Below are 22930 nucleotides of genomic sequence, written 5' to 3' on the forward strand. Positions count from 1 at the left end.
GCGACGGCTCAGGATGACGCGACGACCGGGAAGTACACGGCGTAGCGCTCGTCGACGATCTCGTTCAGCGGCACGAATCGGATGCCGGCCGAGTTCCCGACACTGCGGTATCGCGTGAGCCACTGCGACCACTGCCTTTCATCGTCGGCGGCCAGCAGCGTCGCCGGGTCGGAGCTGTCGCCCACGAGCGGCGTCTCACGGTCGACGAGGCCCGCGAGAACGACAGCGCCCTCGACGAAGGCGACGGTCTCGGGCTCGTCGGGAATCGGCACCGTTCGCAGTTCGAATCCGAAACCCAACTCGACCTCGGTGCGCCCGCCGGGGTGATCGACCTCCACGAAGCTCCCGCGACGCACCACCGCGAGGTCCGACCGAACGTGCACCTCGCCCATGGTCCAGGCCGGCACGCGCATCCGGACGCGGCCCCCGACGCTCGCCGGCGACTCGATCACGACCGACACCCGCAGCGCGTGCGGCCGATGCGCCGGGCCACCGGGGCCCGCGTTCGCGTCCGGACCGACGTAGAGCGCGTCGTCGAGGGTGCGCACCTCGACAACGAGGCGGCCCGCCGCGGTCTGCGCATCGGCGCGGACGGGGATGTACTGCGCGACGGTGACGGCGTCGTCGTCCGCGTAGACCGCGAGCGAAGAGTGCCGCGTGTGCGCCTGCACCACCGTGCCGTGGCAGCACCAGAAGTCTTCGGTGGGCGATCCCCATTCCTTGCGCGAACCGCTCTGCAGGGGCAGGAAGTAGCTCACCATCCCGGTGCCGGGATGCTGCTGCGCCAGGATGCCGTTCACCAGATTCGCCTCGATGTAGTCGAGGTACGACGCCTCCCCGGTCCACCGGTAGAGCACGTCCGCCAGCCGGATCATGTTGTACACGGCGCAGTGCTCCTGCGTCTTCGTGCCCCGCCGCGCGGCGAAGGCGAACGGCGGCGTCCAGATCTCACCCGAGGTCTGTCCGCCCGTGCAGAAGGTCCCGCGTCGCGTGACGGCCCAGTCCCAGTACGCCTCGACGACGCGTCGCCAGCGTTCCTCTCCGGTGACCTCGAAGGCGCGGGCAGCGCCCAGCACCTCGGGGATCGTGGTGTTGGCGTGCATGTTGGTCAGCATGTCCTCCCCCGCCAGCAGACCTTCGAAGAGCGACCGGTGGTCGTACCGGTCGAGGAGCTCGCGATACATGTGGTCGCCGGTGGCGTCGAGGAGGTCTGCCCACGCCTCGAGCATGCCGCCCGTCTCGACCTCGAGGATGGCCTGGAACTCCTCGGGCTCGAATCCCCGCGCCCATTCCGCGAGCACCCCGGCCGCCCGGTGGGCGATGCGCAGAGCTCGCTGGTCGCCGAGGTCTCGGTAGACGTCGACCAGACCCATGAGGGTCTTATGGATGTTGTACTGCGGCGCCCACACCTCGCGCCCCTCGGCGAGGCGGCGCAGGAATGTCTGCGGAATGCCGAACACCCAGCCGTCCCCGGCATCCTGGCACGCCTCGAGCTCATCGAGGACGACCGCGAGCTTGCCCCGCAGCACGGGGTCTCCGGTGACGGCGACCTCGCGCGCGGCAGCCGACATCCAGTGCCCGACGAAGTGGCCCCGCAGAAGCGCGCCCGGTGTCTCCCAGCCCCAATGGCGCCCCCAGCCGCTCTCGACCCCCGGGGTGGCCGACGGCTTCAGGTGCCATCCCTGGTCGCCGATTCCCGCCTCGATGCGGTGGTTCTGCACGAGAGCGCGTTCGTCGAGCGACGCGAGGTACTCGCGGTTGACGCGGCGACGGCGATCGTAGGTGCCTGCGAGCAAGCGGGCGGCACCGGGCGCGAGAGCGGATGCGGTCATGGTTGTGCCATCTCCTTCGATGTGCTGAGATCGATCTCTGACTGTACCGCCCGAGCGATGCCAGCAGAATAGGAGCATGGATTCCATGCGCGTGATCCACCTCAGCGCCGAGGGAGTCTCCGTCGTCATCGCGACGACGAACGACGGGATGCCGGAGATCGTCCATTGGGGCGCGGCCGTGACGTCGGCAGAACCCGATCTCCTCACGTTCGTCGAAGCCGAGAACAGAACCGGGATGGTCGGTGATTCCGATGTTCCCTACCGCGCGAGCATGCTTCCCGAGCACAGCCGCGGGTGGTTCGGAGCACCAGGGCTGTCGGCGCATCGCGGCGGCTCGGGGTGGGCGCCCCGCTTCGCCCTGCGCTCTCTCGCCCTCGACGGCGAGGAGGTCGGAGCGGGGGTGACGTACGCGGACGGGGGCCGCGTCAGCGCCGTGCTCCACGACGCGTACGCCGAGATCGAGCTCGGACTAGAGATCGATCTCACGTCAGATGGGCTCATTCGCGCCCGCGCCCGAGTCCGAAACACGGCCGACGCCGACATGGCAGCGGTGCCGCTCGAGATCCACGCCCTGGCTGTCGCCCTTCCGATACCGACGTGGGCGCAGGAGGTGCTCGACTTCACCGGCCGGTGGGGACACGAGCGCATTCCGCAGCGGCATCCGATCGTCCGCGGCGATCATTCGCGCATCTCGCGCCGAGGCCGTACCGGCTTGGACGCGACGCTGGTCCAGGCGGTCGGGACCCCGGGCTTCTCGGCGAGCACCGGCGAGGTGTGGATCGGACACGTCGGGTTCAGCGGCAACCACGAGCACACGATCGAGCGGACCGACGGGCGCCTCCACTTCCGGGGCGGCGAGTCGTTGCTCCCCGGCGAGATCCGGTTGGCGCCCGGCGAGGAGTACTCCGGGCCGTGGGTGTTCGGCAGCTACGGATGCGGACTCGACGGCGCCGCGGCGCGCTTCCACTCCTACCTGCGTGAGCGCTCTCGTTCGTCCCGCCGCCCCCGCCCCGTGACGATGAACGTCTGGGAGGCTGTGTACTTCGACCACGACCACCGGGTGCTCGTCGACCTGGCGGCCGGCGCCGCCGAGCTCGGCGTCGAGCGCTACGTCCTCGACGACGGCTGGTTCCGCGGGCGCAACGACGACCGTGCGGGACTCGGCGACTGGACGCCCGACCCGGTCGCGTGGCCCGCCGGCCTCCGCCCCCTGGCCGACGAGGTCCGCGCTCTCGGTATGGAGTTCGGGCTCTGGGTCGAGCCGGAGATGATCAACGAGGACTCGGACCTCGCCCGTGAGCACCCCGAGTGGATCCTCCGCGCGGGACCCGAGCTTCCTCCGCGCTACCGGTTCCAGCAGGTGCTCGACCTCACGCAGCCGGGCGCCTTCGACCACATCCTCGCGGCCCTCGACGGGCTCATCGACGATATCGGCGTGAGCTACCTCAAGTGGGACCACAACCGTGACCTCATCGCGGCTGGGCACCCCCGTTCGGGCACTCCCGCCGTCCACGAGCAGACCCTCGCGGTGTACCGCCTCATCGACGAGCTCCGCCGTCGCCACCCCGACCTCGAGATCGAGAGTTGCGCCTCCGGCGGCGGGCGGGTCGACCTCGGCATCCTCGAGCGCACCGACCGGATCCATCCGTCCGACAGCCACGATCCACACGATCGCTTCGGCATCCTGAGGTGGACGGGGCTGCTGGTGCCCCCGGAGATGATGGGGTCGCACGTCGCCTCCCCCGTCTCGAGCGTCACGGGCCGCATACACGATCTGCAGTTCCGGTGCGCCGTCGCATTCCTCGGGCACTTCGGCATCGAATGGGACATCCGCGACCTCGACGCCACCGACCGGCGCATCCTCAGCGACTGGATCGCGCGCTACCGTCGGCACCGCGAGCTCATCGCGACGGGGCGCACCGTCGGTGCGGGTGAGCTCGACGCCACATCTCCGCAGGTGCGTGGCGTGGTCGCCGCCGACCGTTCGGAGGCGCTCTTCACGATCGTCACTCCGACGACCTTGCCCGACACGATCGCCCGCGTGCGGTTCCCCGGCCTGGCCGCCGACCGCAGCTACCGGGTGTCGGTGAGCGGCTCGGACTCGTTCGGACCGCCGTGGCAGGTTCCGGCGTGGCTTCGGGAGAGCCCCGATCTCGGCGGTGACGGCGACGGCGAGCGCGAGGGCCGCGGTCCGGTGATCGCGGGGGCCGTGCTCGCACGCGTCGGGCTGGACTTCCCCACGTTCCACCCCGACCGCGCGGCGGTCGTTCACCTCGCGGCGGTGGCGGGCCCGTGATCGGCGAGCGCCGGGCCGCCGCATCCCGTCCCCCCATGGGGTGGAACAGCTGGGATTGCTTCGGGTCGTCCGTGACGGAGGCCGAGGTGCTCGCGAACGCGGAGTACGCCGCCGAACACCTGCTCGCGTTCGGGTGGGACACGATCGTCGTCGACATCCAGTGGTACGAACCCGATCCGGGTGCGCACGACTATCGAGAGGTCTCTCGTCCGCTGCTCGACGCCTGGGGACGGCCCCTCCCCGCGCCGGGACGCTTCCCCTCCGCTGCCGGCGGCAGCTTCCGGCCGCTCGCCGACCGCGTCCACGAACTCGGCCTGCGCTTCGGGGTCCACCTCATGCGCGGCGTCCCGCGCGCCGCCGCGGATGCGGGACTGCCCGTCTCGGGCCACCCCGACGCGACGTGCGACTCGATCGCTGATCGTGAGAACGTCTGCGTGTGGAACCCCGACAACTACGGCGTCGACATGACCGCGCCCGGCGCGCAGGAGTACTACGACTCGGTCATGGCACAGCTGGCCGCCTGGGAAGTCGACTTCGTGAAGCTCGACGATGTGCTCTACCCGCCTGTCGAGACGGCGGAGATCGCGGCGATCTCGCGCGCGATCGACCGCTCGGGACGCCCCATGGTCCTGAGCCTCTCGCCCGGCAAGCGACTGTCGCTCGCGCACCTCGACGCCCTCCGCGAGCACGGCCAGATGTGGCGGATCTCGGACGACTTCTGGGACGACTGGAGCCAGGTGGTCGAACAGTTCCAACGCGCAGCCCGCTGGGCGCCGTTCCAGATGCGCGGAGCGTGGGCGGATGCCGACATGCTCCCCTTCGGCCGCATCGGTGTGCGCGGACACGTCGGCGAAGACCGGCTCAGCCGCTTGTCGGTCGAGGAACAGCGCACCGTCATGACGCTGTGGAGCATGATGCGCTCACCGCTCATGATGGGCGGTCACCTGCCCGACACCCCGCCCGAGACGCTCGCGCTGCTGCGCAATCGCGGGGTCCTGGCGCTCCGTGACGGCGAGGAGTCGCGCGAGATCGTCCGCGACGGACACCTCGTCATCTGGAGTGCGCGTGTGGGGGCTCGGGCGTATCGTGCGGTGTTCTGGCTCGGCGATGACGAGCAGGAGCTCGTCCTCCACCTCGCCGATCTCGGGCTCGCGGGCACGGGGGCGGCCGGTGCGTGTGCGGACGTATGGAGTGGGAAGAGCGTCGAGATCGCCGACGGACACGTCATGCTGACCGTGCCGGCTCACGGCACGCGTCTGCTCGTCTTCGACTGACACTCGGGATGCGCGGCCCCGCTCGACAGGCGAGCCGACGCAAAGGGCTGTGATCTCGCCGCCGACACGACCATTCACGTCGGGTCGGCGACCATCGACGACGCACGCTCCCCTCCGGCACGCGAGCCGACGCAGACGGCTGCCAACTCGCCGCTCACACGACCATTCACGTCGGGTCGGCGTCGGGGTGGCGTCGGGGCGGCGTCGGGCCGACCGTCAGGGTACGCGGCGTGGGTCGATCCCGAGTCTGCCGGCGGCGTCATCGAAGCCCCCGGCGCGAGCGAGCTCCTCAGCACGCGCCGATGCCCGCTCGAACAGATCGTCGAACCTGACCGGTGCGCCGGCGGCCGCGGATGACACGGCCGCCTCGACCATGGCGAGGCTGCCGATGTTCCGCGAGATCTCGCCCGACGGCTCCGGGCCGCCGTCGAGGGCCGCGACGAACTCGGCGAGCGCGGCATCCAGTCCCTCGGCGCCGCCCGCCAGTGCGACCGCCTGCGCGCTACCCTCTCGGGGCTGGACCACGACGTCGGTCTCTCCGTCCCAGGCAGCGGATCCACCGGGGGCGCTCCCCCGCCAGTCGCCGTTCCACGAGGTCGTGAGACCGTCGGCGCACCAGCTGCCGGAGTATGAGAACCGGCGCCCGTCCGCGAAGCGGAAGATCGCCTCGGCCGCGGCGGCGCCCCGATACCAGCTCCAGCTCGGCGAGAACTCTTCGCAGAAGACCGAGACCGGTTCGCTCGAGAGCAGATATCGCGCCTGGTCGAACTGATGGATCGCCATGTCCACGAGCAGCGGCGACGGCATCTCGTCTCGGAAACCCCCGAACCGGGGGTTCTGGAAGAAGCGGACGTCGAGCTGCTCGGCGCCGCCGAGACTGACGAGGGCGTCGCGGAACGCCCGGATCCCGCGGGAGTGCCGACGCGACTGACTCGTCGCCATCAGGGTCCCGGTCGATGCGCTGACGGCGGACAGCAGCAGGGCCTCGGCCACGGTCGGCGTCACCGGCTTCTCGCTCAGGACGGGAACGCCCGCCCGCAGCGCTGCGGCGCTCACCTCGAGATGCGCCTGCGGGATCGTGACGTTGACGATCAGGTCGACGTCGAGGGCGGCGAGCGCGTCACCGACCGAGCCGAAGCTCGGGACATCGAGTCCCCGTTCGAGTGCCGCGGCCCGCGCGGCGTCGGCGACGATGTCGACGAGCCCGACGATCTCGAGATCGGGACGGCGAGCAACCGTGTCGATCCACGCCTTCCCCATCGCTCCCGCCCCGACGACGACCACACGACGGACGCGCTCCGTCACGACTGCTCCTCGCCGTCCCACTCCCGCGGAACGTCCCACTCCCCCGTGCGATGCATCGCCAAACGGGCCGCGCGGCGGGGGCGGTCGCTCCGAGCCCATCGTGCCGCGTTCGCGAGGACGAGCTGGATCTCGGGCTGATGGTAGACGGGATAGTCCTGGTCACCCGGCGAGAAGTAGAACACCCGCCCGTGACCGCGGAAGAACGTCATCCCCGATCGGAACACCTCACCGCCCGAGAAGTTCGAGACGAAGACCAGCTCGTCCGGCTGCGGCACGTCGAAGAACTCGCCGTACATCTCCTGCTCGGGGATGACGATCGGCTGCGGCACGCCGGCGGCGATCGGATGCGTCGGCGAGACCGTCCACACGAGCTCGCGGTCCTGCGCCTGCCGCCAGCGCAGCGCGCAGGTCGTCCCCATGAGACGGATGAAGATCCTCGAGAAGTGCGCCGAATGCAGCGCGACGAACCCGAGTCCGCCGAGCACGTGCCGGTGGACCCGCTCGACCACGACCTCGTCGACCTCGTCGTGCAGGAGGTGCCCCCACCAGAACAGCACATCCGTCTGCGCGAGCCGTTCCTCGCTCAGCCCGTGCTCGGGATCGTCGAGTGTCGCCGTCTCGACGACGGCGGCGTCGCCGAGAAGTCGCCGCAGGCCCGCCGCGATGGTCCCGTGCATCGTGTCGGGATAGAGGGCGCGCGGGATGTCGTGGTGCTTCTCGTGATGGTTCTCGCCCCACACCAGCACGCGGATGGGGGCGGATGCCGTGCCGGTCACCCCTTGAACGCTCCGTCCATGATGCCCGCGACCATGCGGCGCCCGACGACGAAGAACACGATCAGCAGCGGCAGTGTCGCGAGGAACGATCCGCCCATCGTCAGCGCGAGGTCGATCGAACGGTTGGCCTGCAGCTGCTTCAGGGCGATCTGCACCGTGAACAGCTCGGGCGACTTGAGCACGATGAAGGGCCACATGAAGTCGTTCCACACCGAGGTGAACGTGATGAGTCCGAGCACGAAAGCCGCCGGCCGCACGACCGGGAATCCGATGCGCCAGAAGATCTGCCAGCTGTTCGCGCCGTCGATGCGCGCCGCGTGCATGAGCTCGTCATTGAGCGTGGTCGCCATGTGCTGCCGCATCCAGAAGATGCCGAACGCGCTGGCGAGCCCCGGAACGATGATCGCCTGCAGGGTGTCGACCCAGTCCAGCCACGAGATGATCAGGTACTGCGGGATGACGCTCAGCTGAGCGGGCACCGTCATGGTGAGCAGCACGATGACGAACAGGGCGCCCCGGCCCCGGAACTGCAGCTTCGCGAAGGCGAATCCCGCGAGCGCGCACAGCAGTGACGCGATGACCGCGATCGAGAGCGACACGATCGCGCTGTTCAGCAGCGACTGGAAGAACGGGACCGTGTCGAACACCTTCGTCGCGATGTCGAAGAAGTTGAGCCCCGGGTAGAAGCGCGGCGGGATCGAGGTGACGGCGGAGGCACCCACCGAGGCGATCACGAACATGTAGTACAGCGGGAACACGCTGATCACGACAGCGATCCCGAGCAGGACGTAGACCGGCCAGGGCACTCGGCCGACGCGCCCACCGCCGCGCCGCGGACGCTTGCGGGGCGCGCTCAGCGCGGTCGGGTCGAGGGGACGCGGCACAGCTGTGTCGACGGCGTCGGACATCATCGGGCCTTTCGTGTGCGGGTGGTCAGGAAGAAGTTGATCGCCGAGACCACGACGACCACGACGAAGAGGGCGACCCCGATCGCGGAGCCGTAGCCGAACTCGAACTGGCCGAAGCCCTGCTCGTAGAGGAACAGTGCGAGGGTCTGGCACTGGCGCCCACCACCGCAGGTCAGCCCCGACTCGGGAGCCACCAGCAGGGGCTCCGTGAAGATCTGCAGCCCGCCGATGGTCGACATGATGACGGTGAAGATGATGATGGGCCGCAGCGACGGGATCGTCAGGTGGATGAACTGCTGCCAGCCGGATGCGCCGTCGACCGAGGCCGCTTCGTACATCTCGCGCGGAAGCGCCTGGAGCCCCGCGAGGTAGAGCAGCGTGTTGTAGCCGAACCACCGCCACATCACCATCGACGAGATGACGATCCACGATCCGACCTGCGACGACAGGAAGTTCACCGCCGGGATGCCGAACAGGTCGAGCACCCAGTTGATGAGTCCGAAGTTCTTGTCGAAGATCTGCGCGAAGACGAGGGCGGTCGCCGCGACGGAGGTGATGTAGGGCACCAGGAGCGCCATGCGGAAGAAGTTCGCCATCTTCAGGGTGGCGTGGTTCAGCAGGTGCGCGAGCCCGAGCGCCAGGAGCAGCTGCGGGATGGTGGAGATGAGGAAGATCCCGAAGGTGTTCACGAACGCGTTCCAGAATCGGGCGTCTTGGACGAGCCGTTCGAAGTTCGCCAGGCCGACGAACGTCTGCTCGCCGATCGGGTTCCAGTCGAACAGGGCCACGTAGAACGTGAACAGCAGGGGGAACAGCCCGAAGATCAGGAAGATCACGAAGAACGGGGCGATGTAGACGTAAGGCGCGATGCGCTCGGCGAGCGGCTGTCGGATGGCGCGCTTCGGCGGGCGCTCGCGCCGGGCGGCCTTCTTGTCGATGGTGATGGCGGTGGCGGTGGCTGTCGCAGTCATGATGCGTCCTCGATGAGGGTGGTGGTCCGCCCGCAGACGGACCACCACCGAACGGGTAAGGTCAACCGCCGATCGCGGCCCGGGCGCTGTCGACGCCGGTCTGCCACGCGTCGCGCGGCGCGACGTTGCCCGCTTCCATGTCGACGAGGGCGTTCAGAAGCGCTGCCCCGATCGCGCTCATGTCGGGCCCGTTGTGGAAGGACTGGAACTGCAGCACCGAGTTGCTGATGACCTCGCCGATGCGGGAATCGCCGAAGAAGGGGTCGGTGTAGCTGGTGACCTCGGAGCTCTCGAGAGCGCTCTTGGCGGCCGGGAACGTCCCGGTCCGGGCGAAATGCGCCGTCTGCCCCTCCGGCGACAGCATCGTCTCGATGTACTTCCACGCCGCCTGCGGGTTCTTCGCACGGGCCGGGATCGCGATGACACTGCCACCCCAGTTGCCGCCGACGCCGGGGATCGAGGTCACCCGCCACAGCCCCTCGGTGTCGGGGGCGTCGTTCTTGTAGCCCGACAGCATCCACGACGGCGCGGTGCTCACGGCGAACGCACCGTTCACCTTGCCGGGAGCCCAGCCCGACGACCACGCGGCGATGCCGGCGCTGATGCCCGCCTCGTAGGTGCGCACAGCGACGTCGAATGCTTCCTCGACCTGCGGGTTGGTGTCGAAGATGAGCTCACCGTCGGGGGTGTAGTACTTCTCGGTGACCTGGTTCACTGTCGAGAAGAAGACACTCGTCTCGACGTTGTCGACGAAGGGCTCTCCGGTCGCGGCCGTGTACTTCTTGCCCATCTCGATGAATCCGTCCCACGTCGACCACATCTCGGCCACTTCGTCCGGATCGGTCGGGAGCCCGGCGGCCTCGAACAGGTCGGCCCGGTAGGCGAAGCCCAGGCCGCCGATGTCGGTCGGGATGCCGATGATCGAGCCGTCCTCACCGGTCGCCTCGGCGATGGCCCAGTCGAGGTAGCCCTCCCCAAGCTCATCGCCCCCGAGGGTGCGGAGGTCGACGAAGTTCCCGGGGTTCTCGATGAACTTCGGAAGCTCGTCGTTCTGGATCATGACGAGGTCGGGAACGCGCCCGCCGGCGAGAGCCGCGGTGAGCGCGGTGGCAGTCTCGGCGGTGCTGCCGACCTCCGACAGCTTCACCTTGGCGTCCGGGTTCTGCTCCAGGTACTGGTTGACGGAGTCCTGCTGCCCGATGCCGGTGAAAGACCAGAACTCGAACTCGGCGTTGGGGTCGTCAGACCCGCCGCCGGACCCACCGGATGTGCACGCGGTCATCGCGATCGCGACGACGCCGAGAGCTGCGACGGGCAGGGCCAGTCTGCGACGATTCACAACTGCTCCTCTTCTTTGGGGACATGTGATGTGCGCGGGGCGTTGAGAGACCCCGCTGAGAGATCGTTCTCTCATGCCGGGACACAGTATCCCGAGATCGAAGGGCTGGCAAGCCGCGGCATCCGCCAGTTTCGTCACCGGAACCGTAAGACCACGACCGGCAGACGATGGGTTGCGCGCAGCGGCTGCTGTCGTGCAAAGATCGTCGCGTCAGAGAACGATCTTTCGCTCGATGACCCTGACTGAGGAAGAGGGAGCCATGTCTCGACCGACCATCGTCGACGTCGCCCGCGCGGCCGGCGTCTCGCGCGCGACGGCCGCACGCGTCCTGGCCGGAGCGACGAACGTCGACCCGGCGATGGCCGCCGCCGTCGGCCGGGAGGCCGCACGCCTGGGCTACGAAACGAACTTCGCCGCGCGCGTGCTGCGCGGCGGGCGCGCCGGGGCGATCGGCCTCGTCATCGCCTTCGACGAGCTGGGCGGCTTGAGCGGCACATTCTTCACCGCGGTCATGAAGGGCGCAGCCAAGGGGCTCTCCGCCGGCGAGGTGCAGCCCGTCCTGCTGCCCGCCGATCACGAGGACCTCGATCGGATCCCGCGGTTCCTGCGATCGGGGGCGATCGACGGCGCCATCGTGGTGCTCCAGCACGAGATCACGCACCTCGTCGACCGACTCGCCGACTCGCCCGTGCCGATCGCGTGGGTGGGCCGCCCCCGCGGCGAGATCGGCCCCGACCCGATCGTGATCGACTCCGACAACTACGGCGGCGGAGTCCTCGCCGCACGGGCGCTCGTCGAGCACGGGCGCCGGAACATCGGCATCATCACGGGCCCTCTCGACATGGAGCAGGCCCGTGAGCGCACCCGCGGATGGACCGACGAGCTGGCGCGCCACGGCATCGAACCCGGCCCCATCGTCCACGGCGACTTCACCCTCGACAGCGGCACGGCCGCGATGGCGCGGCTGCTCCAGCGCGTCCCGACCCTCGACGGGGTGTTCGCCTGCTCGGATCTCATGGCCGCGGGCGCCATGCGCGTGCTGCAGGCGGCCGGACGCCGCGTCCCCACGGATGTCTCGCTCGTCGGCTTCGACGACATCCTGCTGGCCGCGGCGAACGACCCCCCGCTGACGACCGTGCGCCAGCCGCTCGAGGAGATGGGTCGGGCCGCCGCCGACACGCTGCTCGGCGCGATCCGGGGAGACGACGTCGAACGCGTGCAGGTGCTTCCCACCTCGCTCGTCCACCGCGAATCGCTGTGACCTCGGCCTCGATGTGAGCGCCCGCCCGGAGCTGGTCTTCCGCAGCACAGAGCCCGCCGACTCGTGGGAGGACGGCCTCATCGTCGGAAGCGGGAGGGTCGGCGCCGTCGTTCACGGGCCCGGCGACGAGCTGCGCATCTCGATAGCGCACGAGCGGTTCTTCCTCCCGGCGAATCCCCGTCCCCCGGCGCCGCTGCTGCACCCGGTGCTCCCGCGACTGCGGGCGGCGCTCGCGGCCGGAGACTCGGGGTCGGCGGACGAGCTCCTGGGTGCGGCGCTGAGCGATGCCGGGTTCACCGATCTCGTCTGGACCGACCCGCTCGCGCTCTGCGGCTCACTGACGGTGACGACCCCGGGTGGGTGCGCCGCGACGACGCGGGAGATCGACCTCGTCCGTGGCGTGGCGAGCGTGACCTGGCGCGACCACTCCGACACGTTGCGTCGGGTCAGCGTCGTCGCCCCGCGCGCAACCGACACGATCGAGCTCGCCCTCGAAGCCGGGGCCGACACCGAGATGCGCATCCGCCTGGCGCTCGACACAGTCGACGACACCCCCGCCGCATCGTTCGCGCCCGACTACACCGGCACCGTCACGGGCCGCGTGCGCGCCGGCGACACCGGGCGCCTCGAGATCGTCGACGTCGCCGGTCGGATCCTCGCCGCCGCGACCGCGACGACCGCCGAGTCCGGCGTCGTCTGGCGGCGGGATGCCGACGGGCTCGAGGCGCGCGTCCTCGTGCCCGCGGGCGCGAGACGGACGGTGCGCGTCGATCTGTCGGTCATCGGGCACCCGTTCGTTCCCGCACCCGCCGCCGACTGGGGCGAGCGTCTCGACTCGCAGGAGCGCGCTCATGGCTCGCTGGTCACGACATCACTGCTCGACCTCGACGGCGCATCCGACACGGTCGCCACGACGACGGAGCGGCTGTGGCGCGAAGCCCGCTCCGGGAACCCCGAGGCCGTCCGCCGCGCGATCGAGATCGCGTACATCTCGGGCAGGTCGAACATCATCTCGTCGACGGGCGAGCTACCCCCGACCCTGCAGGGTGTTTGGCAGGGCACCTGGAGGCCGGCGTGGTCGGCCGATTACACCATGAACGGAAACGTGCAGAACGGGGCTCTCGCGGGAGTGGGGGTGACGGGAACGCCCGAGCTCGCGCTCTCGCTCCTCGGCCTCGTCCTCCCGCACCTCGACGACTATCGAGAGAACGCGCGCCGGGTCTACGGTGCCGACGGGATGCTGCTCCCCTCGCGCATGTCGACCCACGGGATCGCCAATCACGTCGACCGGTCCTTTCCGCATGTGTTCTGGACCGGCGCCGGCCCGTGGGTGCTGCGCATCGCGGCCGACACCGTGGCCCTCACGGGCGACCGTTCGGTCGTCGACGACCGGCTCTGGGAGCTCGTCGAGGGCGTGCTGGCGTTCGGTGAGACCGCGACGGTCGTGGTCGACGGCATCCGCCACTTCTCACCGAGCTACTCGCCCGAGAACACCCCCGACGGCTCGGCGACGCCGCTCGCGATAGACGCCGCGATCGATGTCGCCGCCTATCGCGACGCCGCCCGCGCGGCCCGTCTGCTCGGGCGCGCCCGGGGCGACGACTCGCTCGACGACCGCTGGCAGGCGCTCGCGAGCAGCGTGCCCGACTTCGCCGTGGCTCCCGACGGGACGCTGGCCGAGTGGCTCGACCCCGCCGCGCAGGAGAACGCCGCGCACCGGCACGTCTCGCAGCTGTATCCGCTCTGGTACGAGACCGACGAGATGTTCGGAGCCGACGCGCCACCGGCCGCCGCGCTGCGACAGGCTGCGCAGCGCACGATCGACGCGAAGGTCGCGTGGCGTGCTGACGATCCCGCTCCCCCGCCCGGCCGCATGGAGATGGCGTTCGGGCTCGCGCAGATCGGTCTGGCCGCGGCCGCGCTCGGTGACGCCGAGACGGCGGTGCAGTGCGTCGAATGGCTCTCGCTCCTGCATTGGCGGCCGTCGCTCACAACGACCCACGACGCCGACAGCATCTTCAACCTCGATGCCAGCGGCGCACTGCCCGCCGCCGTCGCGTCGATGCTCAGCCGGTCCACCGTGGACTCGCTCCACCTGCTGCCCGCGCTCCCTGCGCGGTGGCCCCGTGGCCGCATCACGGGGCTCCGCGCGCGTGGCGGCATCGTGATCGACCGACTGTCGTGGGACGAGGCGTCGGCGACGGTCGAGTTGCGCAGGCTTCCCGCAGCTTCGTGGCTGTGTCCGGCGGGAACCACGATGGTGCATGCCGGCTCGGGGTTCACGTGGCGGAACGAGCAGGGCGACGCGGACGGCAGCGCGCAAGTCGTCGAGCTGCGCGATGAGCCCGTCACCCTGAGAATGCGGCGGCAGCAGCCCGGAACGGAGGAGCCCAGCCGTGACATCGTAGGCTGAACGGATGCCGGACCTCGCCTCGCCGCTCATCGCGTGGTACCGCGACAACGCGCGCGACCTTCCCTGGCGACGGCCCGGATTCGGCGCCTGGGGCACGCTGGTCAGCGAGTTCATGCTGCAGCAGACGCCCGTGGCTCGTGTGATCCCGCTGCTGGAGGCCTGGCTCGAGCGATGGCCGACACCGGCGGATCTCGCCGCCGCGGCCCCCGCCGACGCCGTCCGGCAATGGGCGAACCTGGGGTACCCACGACGTGCGCTCTGGCTCCACCGCGCCGCCGTCGAGATCCGCGACCGCCACGCCGGCGTCGTCCCCCGTGACGTCGACGATCTGCTCGCGCTCACCGGCATCGGCGACTACACGGCACGTGCAGTCGCGGTCTTCGCCTACGGCGACCGGCACCCCGTCGTCGACACCAACACCCGGCGGGTTCTGGCGCGGGCCGTCCAGGGCCGTTCACAGCCGGGTCCGGCGGCCAAACGCGACCTCGTCGACATGGCCGAGATCCTGCCCGACGACATCGCCGCGTCGACTGTCGTGAACGCGGCGGCGATGGAGCTGGGTGCGCTGGTGTGCACGGCGCGCGTACCGCGGTGCGACGCGTGCCCGCTGGCCGACCGCTGCGCGTGGCGTGCCGCGGGCTATCCCGACACCGGCGACACCCGCGTGAAGCAGGCGCGCTACGAGGGCAGCGACCGGCAGGCGCGAGGCGCGATCCTGCAGGTCCTGCGCGCAGCGACGACCCACGACGTCGCCGCGGAGGACGTCATCGGCGACTGGCCCGATGCGGCTCAGCGCGACCGTGCGATCGATTCACTCGTGGTCGACGGCCTCGTCGAAGCCGTCGACGGTCGGCTGCGTCTGCCGCGCTGACCGGACAGAAGAGGGATGCCGCTGTGCCGCGGCATCCCTCTTCCTCAGTCCTCGTCCTCGTCGACCTCTCGAGGCTTGACGTACGGGTCGGGCTCCCCCGCGTAGGTGGCGCCGGTCGCGGTGGCGGCGGTAGCGGCATCCCGCTCGCGCGCCTCGCGGAGCAGGTGCTCGATGTGGCCCGCGTTCTCGGGAATGGCGTCGAGGATGAACTCGAGCGTCGGGGTGACCCGGACGCCGAGCTTTCGGCCGACCTCGCTGCGGAGCATGCCCGTCGCCGCGCGCAGCGCATCGGCGGAGTCGGCACGCTCCTGGTCGGAGCCGTACACGGTGTAGAACACCGACGCGTGCTGCAGGTCACCCGTGACCCGCACGTCGGTGATGGTCACGAAGCCGAGGCGCGGATCACGCAGCCCCTTCTCCAGCCGCTCCGCGACGAGCACGCGGATGCGATCGGCCAGACGCGACTGACGTTCGCTGGACATACCTTCTTCTCCCTACTCAGGCCCGCTCGTCGGCGGACCGGCGATTGCGGAGGCGATGGATGTCGCTCGGATAGTCAGGGTCTTGGGGGTCCTGTTATCCGAGCGACATCCATCGCCGTAGCAACCAACAATGGGTCAGCCGCGCGGCTTCTCCACCATCTCGGTCGTCTCGATCTCGTCGCCGATCTGGATGTCGTTGTACTTGCCGAGGCCGATACCCGCTTCGAAGTCCGTACGGACCTCGGTGACGTCGTCCTTGAACCGGCGGAGCGACTCGATGGCCAGGCCATCGGCGATCACGACACCGTCGCGGATGACGCGCGCCTTGGCGTTGCGCGTGATCGTGCCCGAGCGGACGATGACACCCGCGATGTTGCCGAACTTCGAAGAACGGAACACCTCGCGGATCTCGGCCACACCCGACTGGACCTCTTCGTACTCCGGCTTGAGCATGCCCTTGAGCGACTGCTCGACGTCGTCGATCGCGTTGTAGATGACCGAGTAGAACCGGACGTCCACACCCTCGCGGGCGGCGCGCTCGCGAGCCTTCGTGTCGGGACGGACGTTGAAGCCGATGACGATCGCGTTGTCGATCGTCGCCAGGTTGATGTCCGACTCGGTGATGGCGCCGACGCCGCGGTGGATGATCCGCAGCTGCACGGAGTCGTCGACCTCGATCTTGAGCAGCGACTCTTCGAGGGCCTCCACGGCACCCGAGACGTCACCCTTGATGATGAGGTTGAGCGACTCGACCTTGCCCTCTTCGAGAGCGCGGGTGAAGTCCTCGAGCGAGATGCGCTTGCGGGCCTTGGCCAGCTGGGCGTTGCGCTCGGCGGCCTCGCGCTTCTCGGCGATCTGACGCGCGGTGCGGTCCTCCTCGGTGACGATGAACACGTCGCCGGCTCGGGGCACCGAGTTCAGACCCTGCACCTGCACCGGACGCGAGGGGTAGGCCTCTTCGACCGGGTCGCCGTTCTCGTCGATCATGGCGCGGACGCGGCCGTAGGCCGTTCCCGCGACGATCGCGTCGCCGACACGGAGCGTTCCGGACTGGATGAGCACCGTGGCGACCGAACCGCGGCCCTTATCGAGCTTCGCCTCGATCGCGACACCGCGTGCAGCCTTGTTCGGGTTCGCCGTGAGGTCGAGACCGGCATCGGCGGTGAGCAGCACGGCGTCCAGGAGCTCCTGGATGTTGGTGCCCTGTCGCGCCGACACGTCGACGAACATGACGTCCCCGCCGTACTCCTCGGCGACCAGACCGTACTCGGTGAGCTGCTGACGGACCTTGGCCGGGTTGGCGTCGGGCTTGTCGACCTTGTTCACCGCGACCACGATCGGCACGTTGGCGGCCTGCGCGTGGTTCAGGGCCTCGACCGTCTGCGGCATGATGCCGTCGTCGGCCGCGACCACGAGGATCGCGATGTCGGTCACCTGCGCACCACGGGCACGCATGGCGGTGAACGCCTCGTGACCCGGGGTGTCGATGAAGGTGATCGCACGCTCGATGCCCTCGTGCTCGGTCCAGACCTGGTACGCACCGATGTGCTGCGTGATGCCGCCGGCCTCGCCCGCGACCACGTTGGTCTGACGGATCGCGTCGAGCAGTCGCGTCTTACCGTGGTCGACGTGGCCCATGACGGTGACCACCGGAGGACGGATCTCGAGGTCTTCGTCGCTCTCGGCCTCCAGCTCGGCGTCGAGGTCGAGACCGAAGCCCTCGAGGAGCTCTTTGTCCTCGTCCTCGGGCGAGACCATCTGGATCTTGTAGCCGAGCTCCTCGCCGAGCACCTCGAAGGTGGCCTCGTCGAGCGACTCGGTGGCCGTGGCCATCTCGCCCAGGTTGAACAGGATCGTCACGAGCGTGCCGGGCTGCACGGTGTAGCCGCGCAGCGCCTCGAGCTTGTCGGCGAAGTCGGCGATCGATGCGCCGCGGCGCAGGCGGATGATCTCGCCGTTGCCCTTCTGAACGTTGACGCCGCCGACGACCGGCGCCGACCGCATCTCGAACTCCTGCCGCTTCGCCCGACGCGACTTGCGCTGCTTGGACTTGCCGCCACCCTTTCCGAACGCACCCGCGGTTCCGCCGCCGGGGCCGCGACCGCGACCACCGCCGCCGCCGGGACGACCGGCGAAGCCGCCGCCGGGAGCACCCGGACGCTGGAAGCCGCCGCCGGCACCGCCGGGACGACCGGGACCGCCGGGACGCTGCTGGAAGGGCGCGCCGGGACGACCGCCGCCACCGGGGCGACCGGCGCCACCGGGACGCGGAGCACCGGGGCGCGGCGAACCGGGACGCGGAGCCTGCGGACGCGGGATGTTTCCAGGCGTGGGCCGCTGACCCATGCCCTGCGCCGACGCGAAGGGGTTGTTGCCCGGACGCGGACCGGCGGGACGCTGACCCATGCCCTGCGAGGGGGCGAAGGGGTTGTTGCCGGGGCGCGCGCCGCCGGGACGCGGCGGCTGCGAGCCACCGGGCGTGGGACCGGCGGGCTTGGCCGGACCGGGCTTGCCGGCCCCGGGCGTCGGAGCCGACGGAGCCGAAGGCGCGGCGGGGGTCGCCGACGGTGCGGCAGGGGCCGCCGGGGCGGACGCCGCAGGTGCAGCGGGAGCGGCCGGCGCAGCCGGAGCGGCGGGCTTGGCCGGACCGGGCTTGGCGGCCGGACCGGGCTTGGCGCCGGCGGGACCGGGCTTGCCGGCGCCCGGGCGCGCAGCACCGGGCTTGGCACCGCCGGATGCCGCGGGAGCGGGGGCCGCGGCAGCGGAGCCGCCCTCAGCCTCGAGCGCAGCCCGCAGCTTGCGAGCCACGGGGGGCTCGATGGTGGATGAGGGGCTCTTGACGAACTCGCCGAGCTCCTTCAGCTTCGCGAGCGCGACTTTGCTGTCGACGCCGAGTTCGGAAGCGATCTCGTGTACGCGTGGTTTTGCCACAATTCTCCTGTCTGAAGGCCCACCCTCGGACAGGGCGGACCGCTTAAGCGCGGACGGGTCTCATTTCGAGCCGTTCACTTCGTGTCCATAGCCGTTCAGCCTTTGCGCTGGTGATCAATCGGGAAATCCTGCGTGTCCAGTGGGCCGGACACCCGCAGGGCTCGTCCGAACGCGCGGCGCCGCAGTGCGGCATCCATGCATTCGCGCGTCTCGTGCACCCACGCGCCCCTGCCCGGCAGCGACGCGGCTCGATCTGCGATCAAGACGCCGTCGCGGGCCACGACTCGCAGGAGTGAGGACCGGGAGGCACGCGCGCGGCAGCCCACGCACGTTCGAACAGGTTCCATTCTACCCCCTCGACCGAGTTCCCGGTTTCGTCAGGACTCCAGGATCGAGTCGGGCTGGATGTCGATCTTGGCGCCGGTGAGCTTCGCGGCGAGGCGGGCGTTCTGGCCCTCCTTGCCGATGGCGAGCGACAGCTGGTAGTCGGGGACGAGCGCCCGGACGGCCTTGGTAGCCGCATCGAGCACGAAGCTCGAGGTCACCTTGGCCGGCGACAGCGCGTTGGCCACGAAGGTCGGCAGGTCGGCGTTGTAGTCGATGATGTCGATCTTCTCGCCGCCGAGCTCTTCCGTGACGGCGCGGACGCGGCGGCCCAGCTCGCCGATGCAGGCGCCCTTGGCGTTGATCGAGGGGTCGTTGGCCTTGACCGCGATCTTCGTGCGGTGACCGGCCTCACGGGCCAGCGAGGTGATCTCCACGAGACCGTTGGCGATCTCGGGCACCTCCATGGCGAAGAGCTTGCGGACGAGTCCGGGGTGGGTGCGCGACACCGTGATCGAGGGACCCTTGGTGCCCTTGGAGACCGAGGTCACGTACACGCGCAGGCGCGAACCGTGACGGTACTCCTCGCCCGCGACCTGCTCCTCGGGCGGGAGGATGGCCTCGATCGTGCCGAGGTCGACGTGCACCATGCGCGGGTTCGGCCCCTGCTGGATGACACCGGCGACGATGTCGCCCTCCTTGCCCCGGAACTCTCCCAGCACGGCGTCGTCGGCGATGTCGCGCAGGCGCTGGCTGATGACCTGCTTCGCGGCGAACGCGGCGATGCGGCCGAAGTCGTCGGGAGTCGACTCCTCCTCGCCGATGACGGCGCCGTCCTCATCGCGCAGCGGCACGTAGATGGCGACGTGACCGGTCTTGCGGTCGAGCTCCGCACGAGCCCCCTCGGGCAGCTCGCCGTCGGGCGAGGTGTGCTTGGCGTACGCCGTGAGGACCGCCTGCTCGATGATGCGGACGAGTTCGTCGAAGGGGATCTCCTTCTCTCGCTCGACGGTGCGCAGCAGTGAGAGATCGATGTCCATGGGGGCCCTCCATATTCAGCTCTTGTCCGGGCGCGTTTCGCGCTCCCGGCATCCATCCCACGTTACCCGATGGGGCTGTGAACGTGTTTGCCCGGCCCCGAGGAGACCGCGACCGGCGGATGATCTCGCGATACTGGGGGCATGACCGAACGCGCTCCCCGCCTCGCAGACCCCGGACTGATCGGACTGCTCGGTTTCGTCATCGCCACCCTCACGGCGCAGCTGGAGCATCTCGGGCTGCAGAACGAGAGCCCGGTGTTCTGGGTCGGCGCCGTCTTCGGCGGCGTGGTCCAGGTCACCGCGGGGATGCTCTCCTACTTCGCGGGCGACGACTTCCACTTCATCGTCTACAACGCCTTCGGGTGGTACTGGATCTGCATGCCCGGCTTCCTGCTCGGCGGCGAGCTCGGGTTCTTCGAGGTCGAAGGACCCGCACGCGGCGTGTTCACGCTGATGTTCTCGATCCTGGCGCTCGTGTTCGCCCTCTCGGCGGCATCGCGCAACACCGTGCTGCCCGTCACGCTGCTCGCGGTCGCGGTCGGCCTCGGACTGCAGACGATCACGGCGTTCGGCGGGCCGGCGGCCGTGGGGGCAGCAGGCTCGGTCGCGCTGCTGGTCGCGTCGGCACTCGCGGCGTACATGCTTCTCGAGAAGTTCTACACGCGAACGCTGGGTCGCAGCATCCTGCCTCTGGGCCCCGCGTGGTTCCGGCCCGCCTCACCTGTATCGATTCAGGCGCATACTGTTTGAGGACCGGGCGGCCCGCGCTGCGGGAGACGACGCCCGATCGTGACATCGGTCGCGACGACGGCTCTGCCGCCGCGACCGCAACGCGAAAGGAACCTCACATGACCACCAACGCGCACGCCGCCGTCCTCCACGGCCAGGACGCCCCGTTCACCTTCGAGGAGATCGTCCTCGACGACATCCGTCCGAACGAACTGCTCGTGAAGGTCGCCGCCACCGGCCTGTGCCACACCGACCTCGCCGTCCAGCACGGTCACATCCCCGCGGCGTTCCCGTTCGTCCTGGGGCACGAGGGCGCGGGCACCGTCGAACAGGTCGGCGACGCCGTCGTCGGCTACGCCGTCGGCGACAAGGTCGCGGTGTCGTTCGCCTCGTGCGGCCACTGCACCAACTGCCTCACGGGACGCGAGGCCTACTGCCGCAACTTCATGGCGCTCAACTTCGGCGGAGCCCGTGAGGACGGCTCGGCCACCATGACCGCCGCCGACGGCTCCGCCGTGCACGGGTCGTTCTTCGGACAGTCCTCGTTCGCCAGCCACGTCATCGTCGAGGCCCGCAACGCGGTGAAGCTGCCCGCGACCGCCGACGTCGAGATCGCCGGACCCCTCGGCTGCGGCGTGCAGACCGGAGCCGGCACCGTGCTCAACTCGCTCGACGTCCCCGCCGGCGCATCGGTCATCGTGACCGGCACCGGCGCCGTGGGCCTGTCGTCGATCATGGGCGCGAAGGTCGCCGGCGCCACGACGATCATCGCAGTCGACATCATCCCGGAGCGGCTCGAGTTCGCGGCGAAGCTCGGCGCCACGCACACGGTCAACAGCAAGGACGAGGACGCGGTCGCACGCATCCACGAGATCACCGGCGGGGTCGGCGCGGACTACGCCGTCGACACCACCGCCGTTCCCGCCGTCGTCGACACGATCGTCGCCGCCACCGCATTCGGTGCCAAGATCGCGCTGGTCGGTGTGCCGAAGCCGGGCACCGAGATCGCGCTCGCCTCGATCTCGGGCTCGGGCAAGACCTTCGTGGGCGCGATCGAGGGCGACGCGGTGCCGCAGAAGTTCATTCCCGAGATGCTCGCGCTGCACGAGGCCGGACGCTTCCCGTTCGACCAGCTCATCACGAAGTACCCGTTCTCGGAGATCGAGCAGGCCATCGCCGACACGCAGTCGGGCAAGGCGGTCAAGGCCGTCCTCGTCATGGACTGACGGTCCGGATACGCCGATCGGGCCGGAGCATGCACATCGGTGCGCGCTCCGGCCCGATCCGTCTGGTCGGGCGCGGGAGGCCGTAGGCTCGCGGGATGGCCGAACACGGGGTGCACGACGCGGCGAGCGCCGTCGAACGGCATCCCGCGGCACGTGTGCTGGCCCGAGGCGGTTACGTCGCGAACGGCTTCGTGCACCTGCTGATCGGGTCGCTCATCGTCGCGGTGGCCTTCGGCGGCGAGCGCGACGCCGATCAGACGGGGGCCTTCCGCGCGGTCGCGGAGCTTCCGCTCGGTTTCGTCGCGCTGTGGGCTGCGGCCGCGCTCCTGGCGGCGCTGGGCGTGTGGCATCTCGCCGAGGGCATGCTCGCCTCGCGGCGGCGGCGCGGCGCGGCCGTCTGGGCGCTGCGAGTCTCGGAGTGGGGACAGGCGGTCGTGTTCCTGTTCTTCGGCGGGTTGTCCGCCGCGGTGGCGCTCGGTGCACGTCCGCAGGCCGACGAGGCCGCGCGCGACGCGAGCCGCGGCATCCTCGCGCTTCCCGGCGAGGTCTTCGCGATCGTGCTCGTCGGGTTCGGTGTCGCGATCGCCGGGGTGGTCTTCGTCGTCATGGGCGTGCGCCGTTCGTTCCACACGAAGATGACGATCCCCGATGGCGCCGTCGGTCGCGCCGTCGAGGGCCTCGGGATTCTCGGCTTCATCGCCAAAGGCATCGCTCTGGGGTCGCTGGGCGGAGTGCTCATCGTCGCCGCCGTGAGGTCCCGCGCCGAGGAGGCCGGCAGCCTGGATGCCGCGATCCGAGCGCTGCTCGACCTGACGTTCGGCCCCGAGATCGTGGTCGTCGTGGGAGCCGGGCTCATCGCCTACGGCGTGTTCACCGTATTCCGCGCGCGCTACGCCGACCTCTGAATCCGCAGCAAGAAGTGCGCCGGATGCCGCGACCGGCGCGGCATCCG

At 70.0% G+C, this 22930-nt stretch carries 18 protein-coding genes; 8 read left to right on the forward strand and 10 right to left on the reverse strand.

The window, feature by feature from the left end; translation table 11 throughout:
- Positions 1 to 8: 8 nt before the first annotated feature.
- Complete coding sequence (locus MTS1_RS14005; RefSeq protein ID WP_023955105.1) at positions 9 to 1832, reverse strand: beta-L-arabinofuranosidase domain-containing protein; 1824 nt, start codon at positions 1830 to 1832, stop codon at positions 9 to 11.
- A 76-nt stretch (positions 1833 to 1908) separates the two neighbouring features.
- On the opposite strand from MTS1_RS14005, the gene MTS1_RS14010 reads away from it, so the two are divergent.
- Both MTS1_RS14010 and MTS1_RS14015 read left to right on the forward strand, forming a co-directional pair.
- Positions 1909 to 4128, forward strand: a complete 2220-nt coding sequence (locus tag MTS1_RS14010; protein WP_036305899.1) for an alpha-galactosidase — start codon at positions 1909 to 1911, stop codon at positions 4126 to 4128.
- 35 nt (positions 4129 to 4163) lie between these two features.
- Entirely contained in the window at positions 4164 to 5402 is a 1239-nt protein-coding gene (locus tag MTS1_RS14015) for a glycoside hydrolase family 27 protein (RefSeq protein ID WP_036305901.1), read from the forward strand.
- 216 nt (positions 5403 to 5618) lie between these two features.
- Here MTS1_RS14015 and MTS1_RS14020 read toward each other — a convergent pair whose 3' ends face one another.
- The 5 genes from MTS1_RS14020 to MTS1_RS14040 form a co-directional block, all read right to left on the reverse strand.
- Positions 5619 to 6707: a Gfo/Idh/MocA family protein gene (locus MTS1_RS14020; RefSeq protein ID WP_023955111.1), complete on the reverse strand. Its 1089-nt coding sequence runs from the start codon at positions 6705 to 6707 to the stop codon at positions 5619 to 5621.
- Positions 6704 to 7483, reverse strand: coding sequence for a ThuA domain-containing protein (locus tag MTS1_RS14025; RefSeq protein ID WP_023955113.1), 780 nt, complete (start codon positions 7481 to 7483; stop codon positions 6704 to 6706). The genes MTS1_RS14020 and MTS1_RS14025 overlap by 4 nt, the downstream gene beginning before the upstream one ends.
- The gene (locus MTS1_RS14030) at positions 7480 to 8394 is read right to left on the reverse strand and encodes a carbohydrate ABC transporter permease (protein WP_233494953.1); all 915 of its coding nucleotides are present in this window, start codon (positions 8392 to 8394) and stop codon (positions 7480 to 7482) included. Before MTS1_RS14030 ends, MTS1_RS14025 begins: the two co-directional genes overlap by 4 nt.
- On the reverse strand, positions 8391 to 9362 hold the full coding sequence (locus tag MTS1_RS14035) for a carbohydrate ABC transporter permease (RefSeq protein ID WP_023955117.1): 972 nt from the start codon (positions 9360 to 9362) through the stop codon (positions 8391 to 8393). Before MTS1_RS14035 ends, MTS1_RS14030 begins: the two co-directional genes overlap by 4 nt.
- 61 nt (positions 9363 to 9423) lie before the next feature.
- Complete coding sequence (locus MTS1_RS14040; protein WP_023955119.1) at positions 9424 to 10701, reverse strand: ABC transporter substrate-binding protein; 1278 nt, start codon at positions 10699 to 10701, stop codon at positions 9424 to 9426.
- Positions 10702 to 10960: 259 nt separating this feature from the next.
- Between MTS1_RS14040 and MTS1_RS14045 the strand changes: the two genes are divergently transcribed.
- The 3 genes from MTS1_RS14045 to MTS1_RS14055 are packed head-to-tail and all read left to right on the forward strand — an operon-like array spanning position 10961 to position 15246.
- Entirely contained in the window at positions 10961 to 11962 is a 1002-nt protein-coding gene (locus MTS1_RS14045; protein ID WP_052007901.1) for a LacI family DNA-binding transcriptional regulator, read from the forward strand.
- A 13-nt stretch (positions 11963 to 11975) separates the two neighbouring features.
- On the forward strand, positions 11976 to 14375 hold the full coding sequence (locus MTS1_RS14050) for a glycoside hydrolase N-terminal domain-containing protein (RefSeq protein WP_023955123.1): 2400 nt from the start codon (positions 11976 to 11978) through the stop codon (positions 14373 to 14375).
- A 4-nt stretch (positions 14376 to 14379) separates the two neighbouring features.
- The gene (locus MTS1_RS14055; RefSeq protein WP_023955125.1) at positions 14380 to 15246 is read left to right on the forward strand and encodes an A/G-specific adenine glycosylase; all 867 of its coding nucleotides are present in this window, start codon (positions 14380 to 14382) and stop codon (positions 15244 to 15246) included.
- A 44-nt stretch (positions 15247 to 15290) separates the two neighbouring features.
- Here MTS1_RS14055 and rbfA read toward each other — a convergent pair whose 3' ends face one another.
- The 4 genes from rbfA to nusA all read right to left on the reverse strand — a co-directional run bounded on the left by rbfA (position 15291) and on the right by nusA (position 20023).
- On the reverse strand, positions 15291 to 15728 hold the full coding sequence (gene rbfA, locus MTS1_RS14060; RefSeq protein ID WP_023955127.1) for a 30S ribosome-binding factor RbfA: 438 nt from the start codon (positions 15726 to 15728) through the stop codon (positions 15291 to 15293).
- 135 nt (positions 15729 to 15863) lie between these two features.
- Positions 15864 to 18659 (reverse strand): translation initiation factor IF-2, encoded by a 2796-nt coding sequence (gene infB, locus MTS1_RS14065; protein ID WP_023955129.1) that lies wholly within the window; start codon positions 18657 to 18659, stop codon positions 15864 to 15866.
- Between the two features lie 95 nt (positions 18660 to 18754).
- Positions 18755 to 19006, reverse strand: a complete 252-nt coding sequence (locus MTS1_RS16370; protein WP_023955131.1) for a YlxR family protein — start codon at positions 19004 to 19006, stop codon at positions 18755 to 18757.
- A gap of 30 nt (positions 19007 to 19036) precedes the next feature.
- Entirely contained in the window at positions 19037 to 20023 is a 987-nt protein-coding gene (nusA, locus tag MTS1_RS14070; RefSeq protein WP_023955133.1) for a transcription termination factor NusA, read from the reverse strand.
- Between the two features lie 141 nt (positions 20024 to 20164).
- Between nusA and MTS1_RS14075 the strand changes: the two genes are divergently transcribed.
- From MTS1_RS14075 to MTS1_RS14085, 3 genes are all read left to right on the forward strand, one after another.
- Positions 20165 to 20773, forward strand: coding sequence for an acetate uptake transporter family protein (locus MTS1_RS14075; protein WP_023955135.1), 609 nt, complete (start codon positions 20165 to 20167; stop codon positions 20771 to 20773).
- Positions 20774 to 20871: 98 nt separating this feature from the next.
- Positions 20872 to 21978 carry an NAD(P)-dependent alcohol dehydrogenase gene (locus tag MTS1_RS14080; protein WP_023955137.1) on the forward strand — a complete coding sequence of 369 codons (1107 nt, stop codon included), beginning with the start codon at positions 20872 to 20874 and terminating at the stop codon, positions 21976 to 21978.
- A gap of 95 nt (positions 21979 to 22073) precedes the next feature.
- On the forward strand, positions 22074 to 22883 hold the full coding sequence (locus MTS1_RS14085) for a DUF1206 domain-containing protein (RefSeq protein ID WP_023955139.1): 810 nt from the start codon (positions 22074 to 22076) through the stop codon (positions 22881 to 22883).
- Positions 22884 to 22930 lie beyond the last annotated feature (47 nt).

It is taken from the genome of Microbacterium sp. TS-1 (assembly GCF_000509385.1).
Classification (GTDB): Bacteria; Actinomycetota; Actinomycetes; order Actinomycetales; family Microbacteriaceae; genus Microbacterium; species Microbacterium arborescens.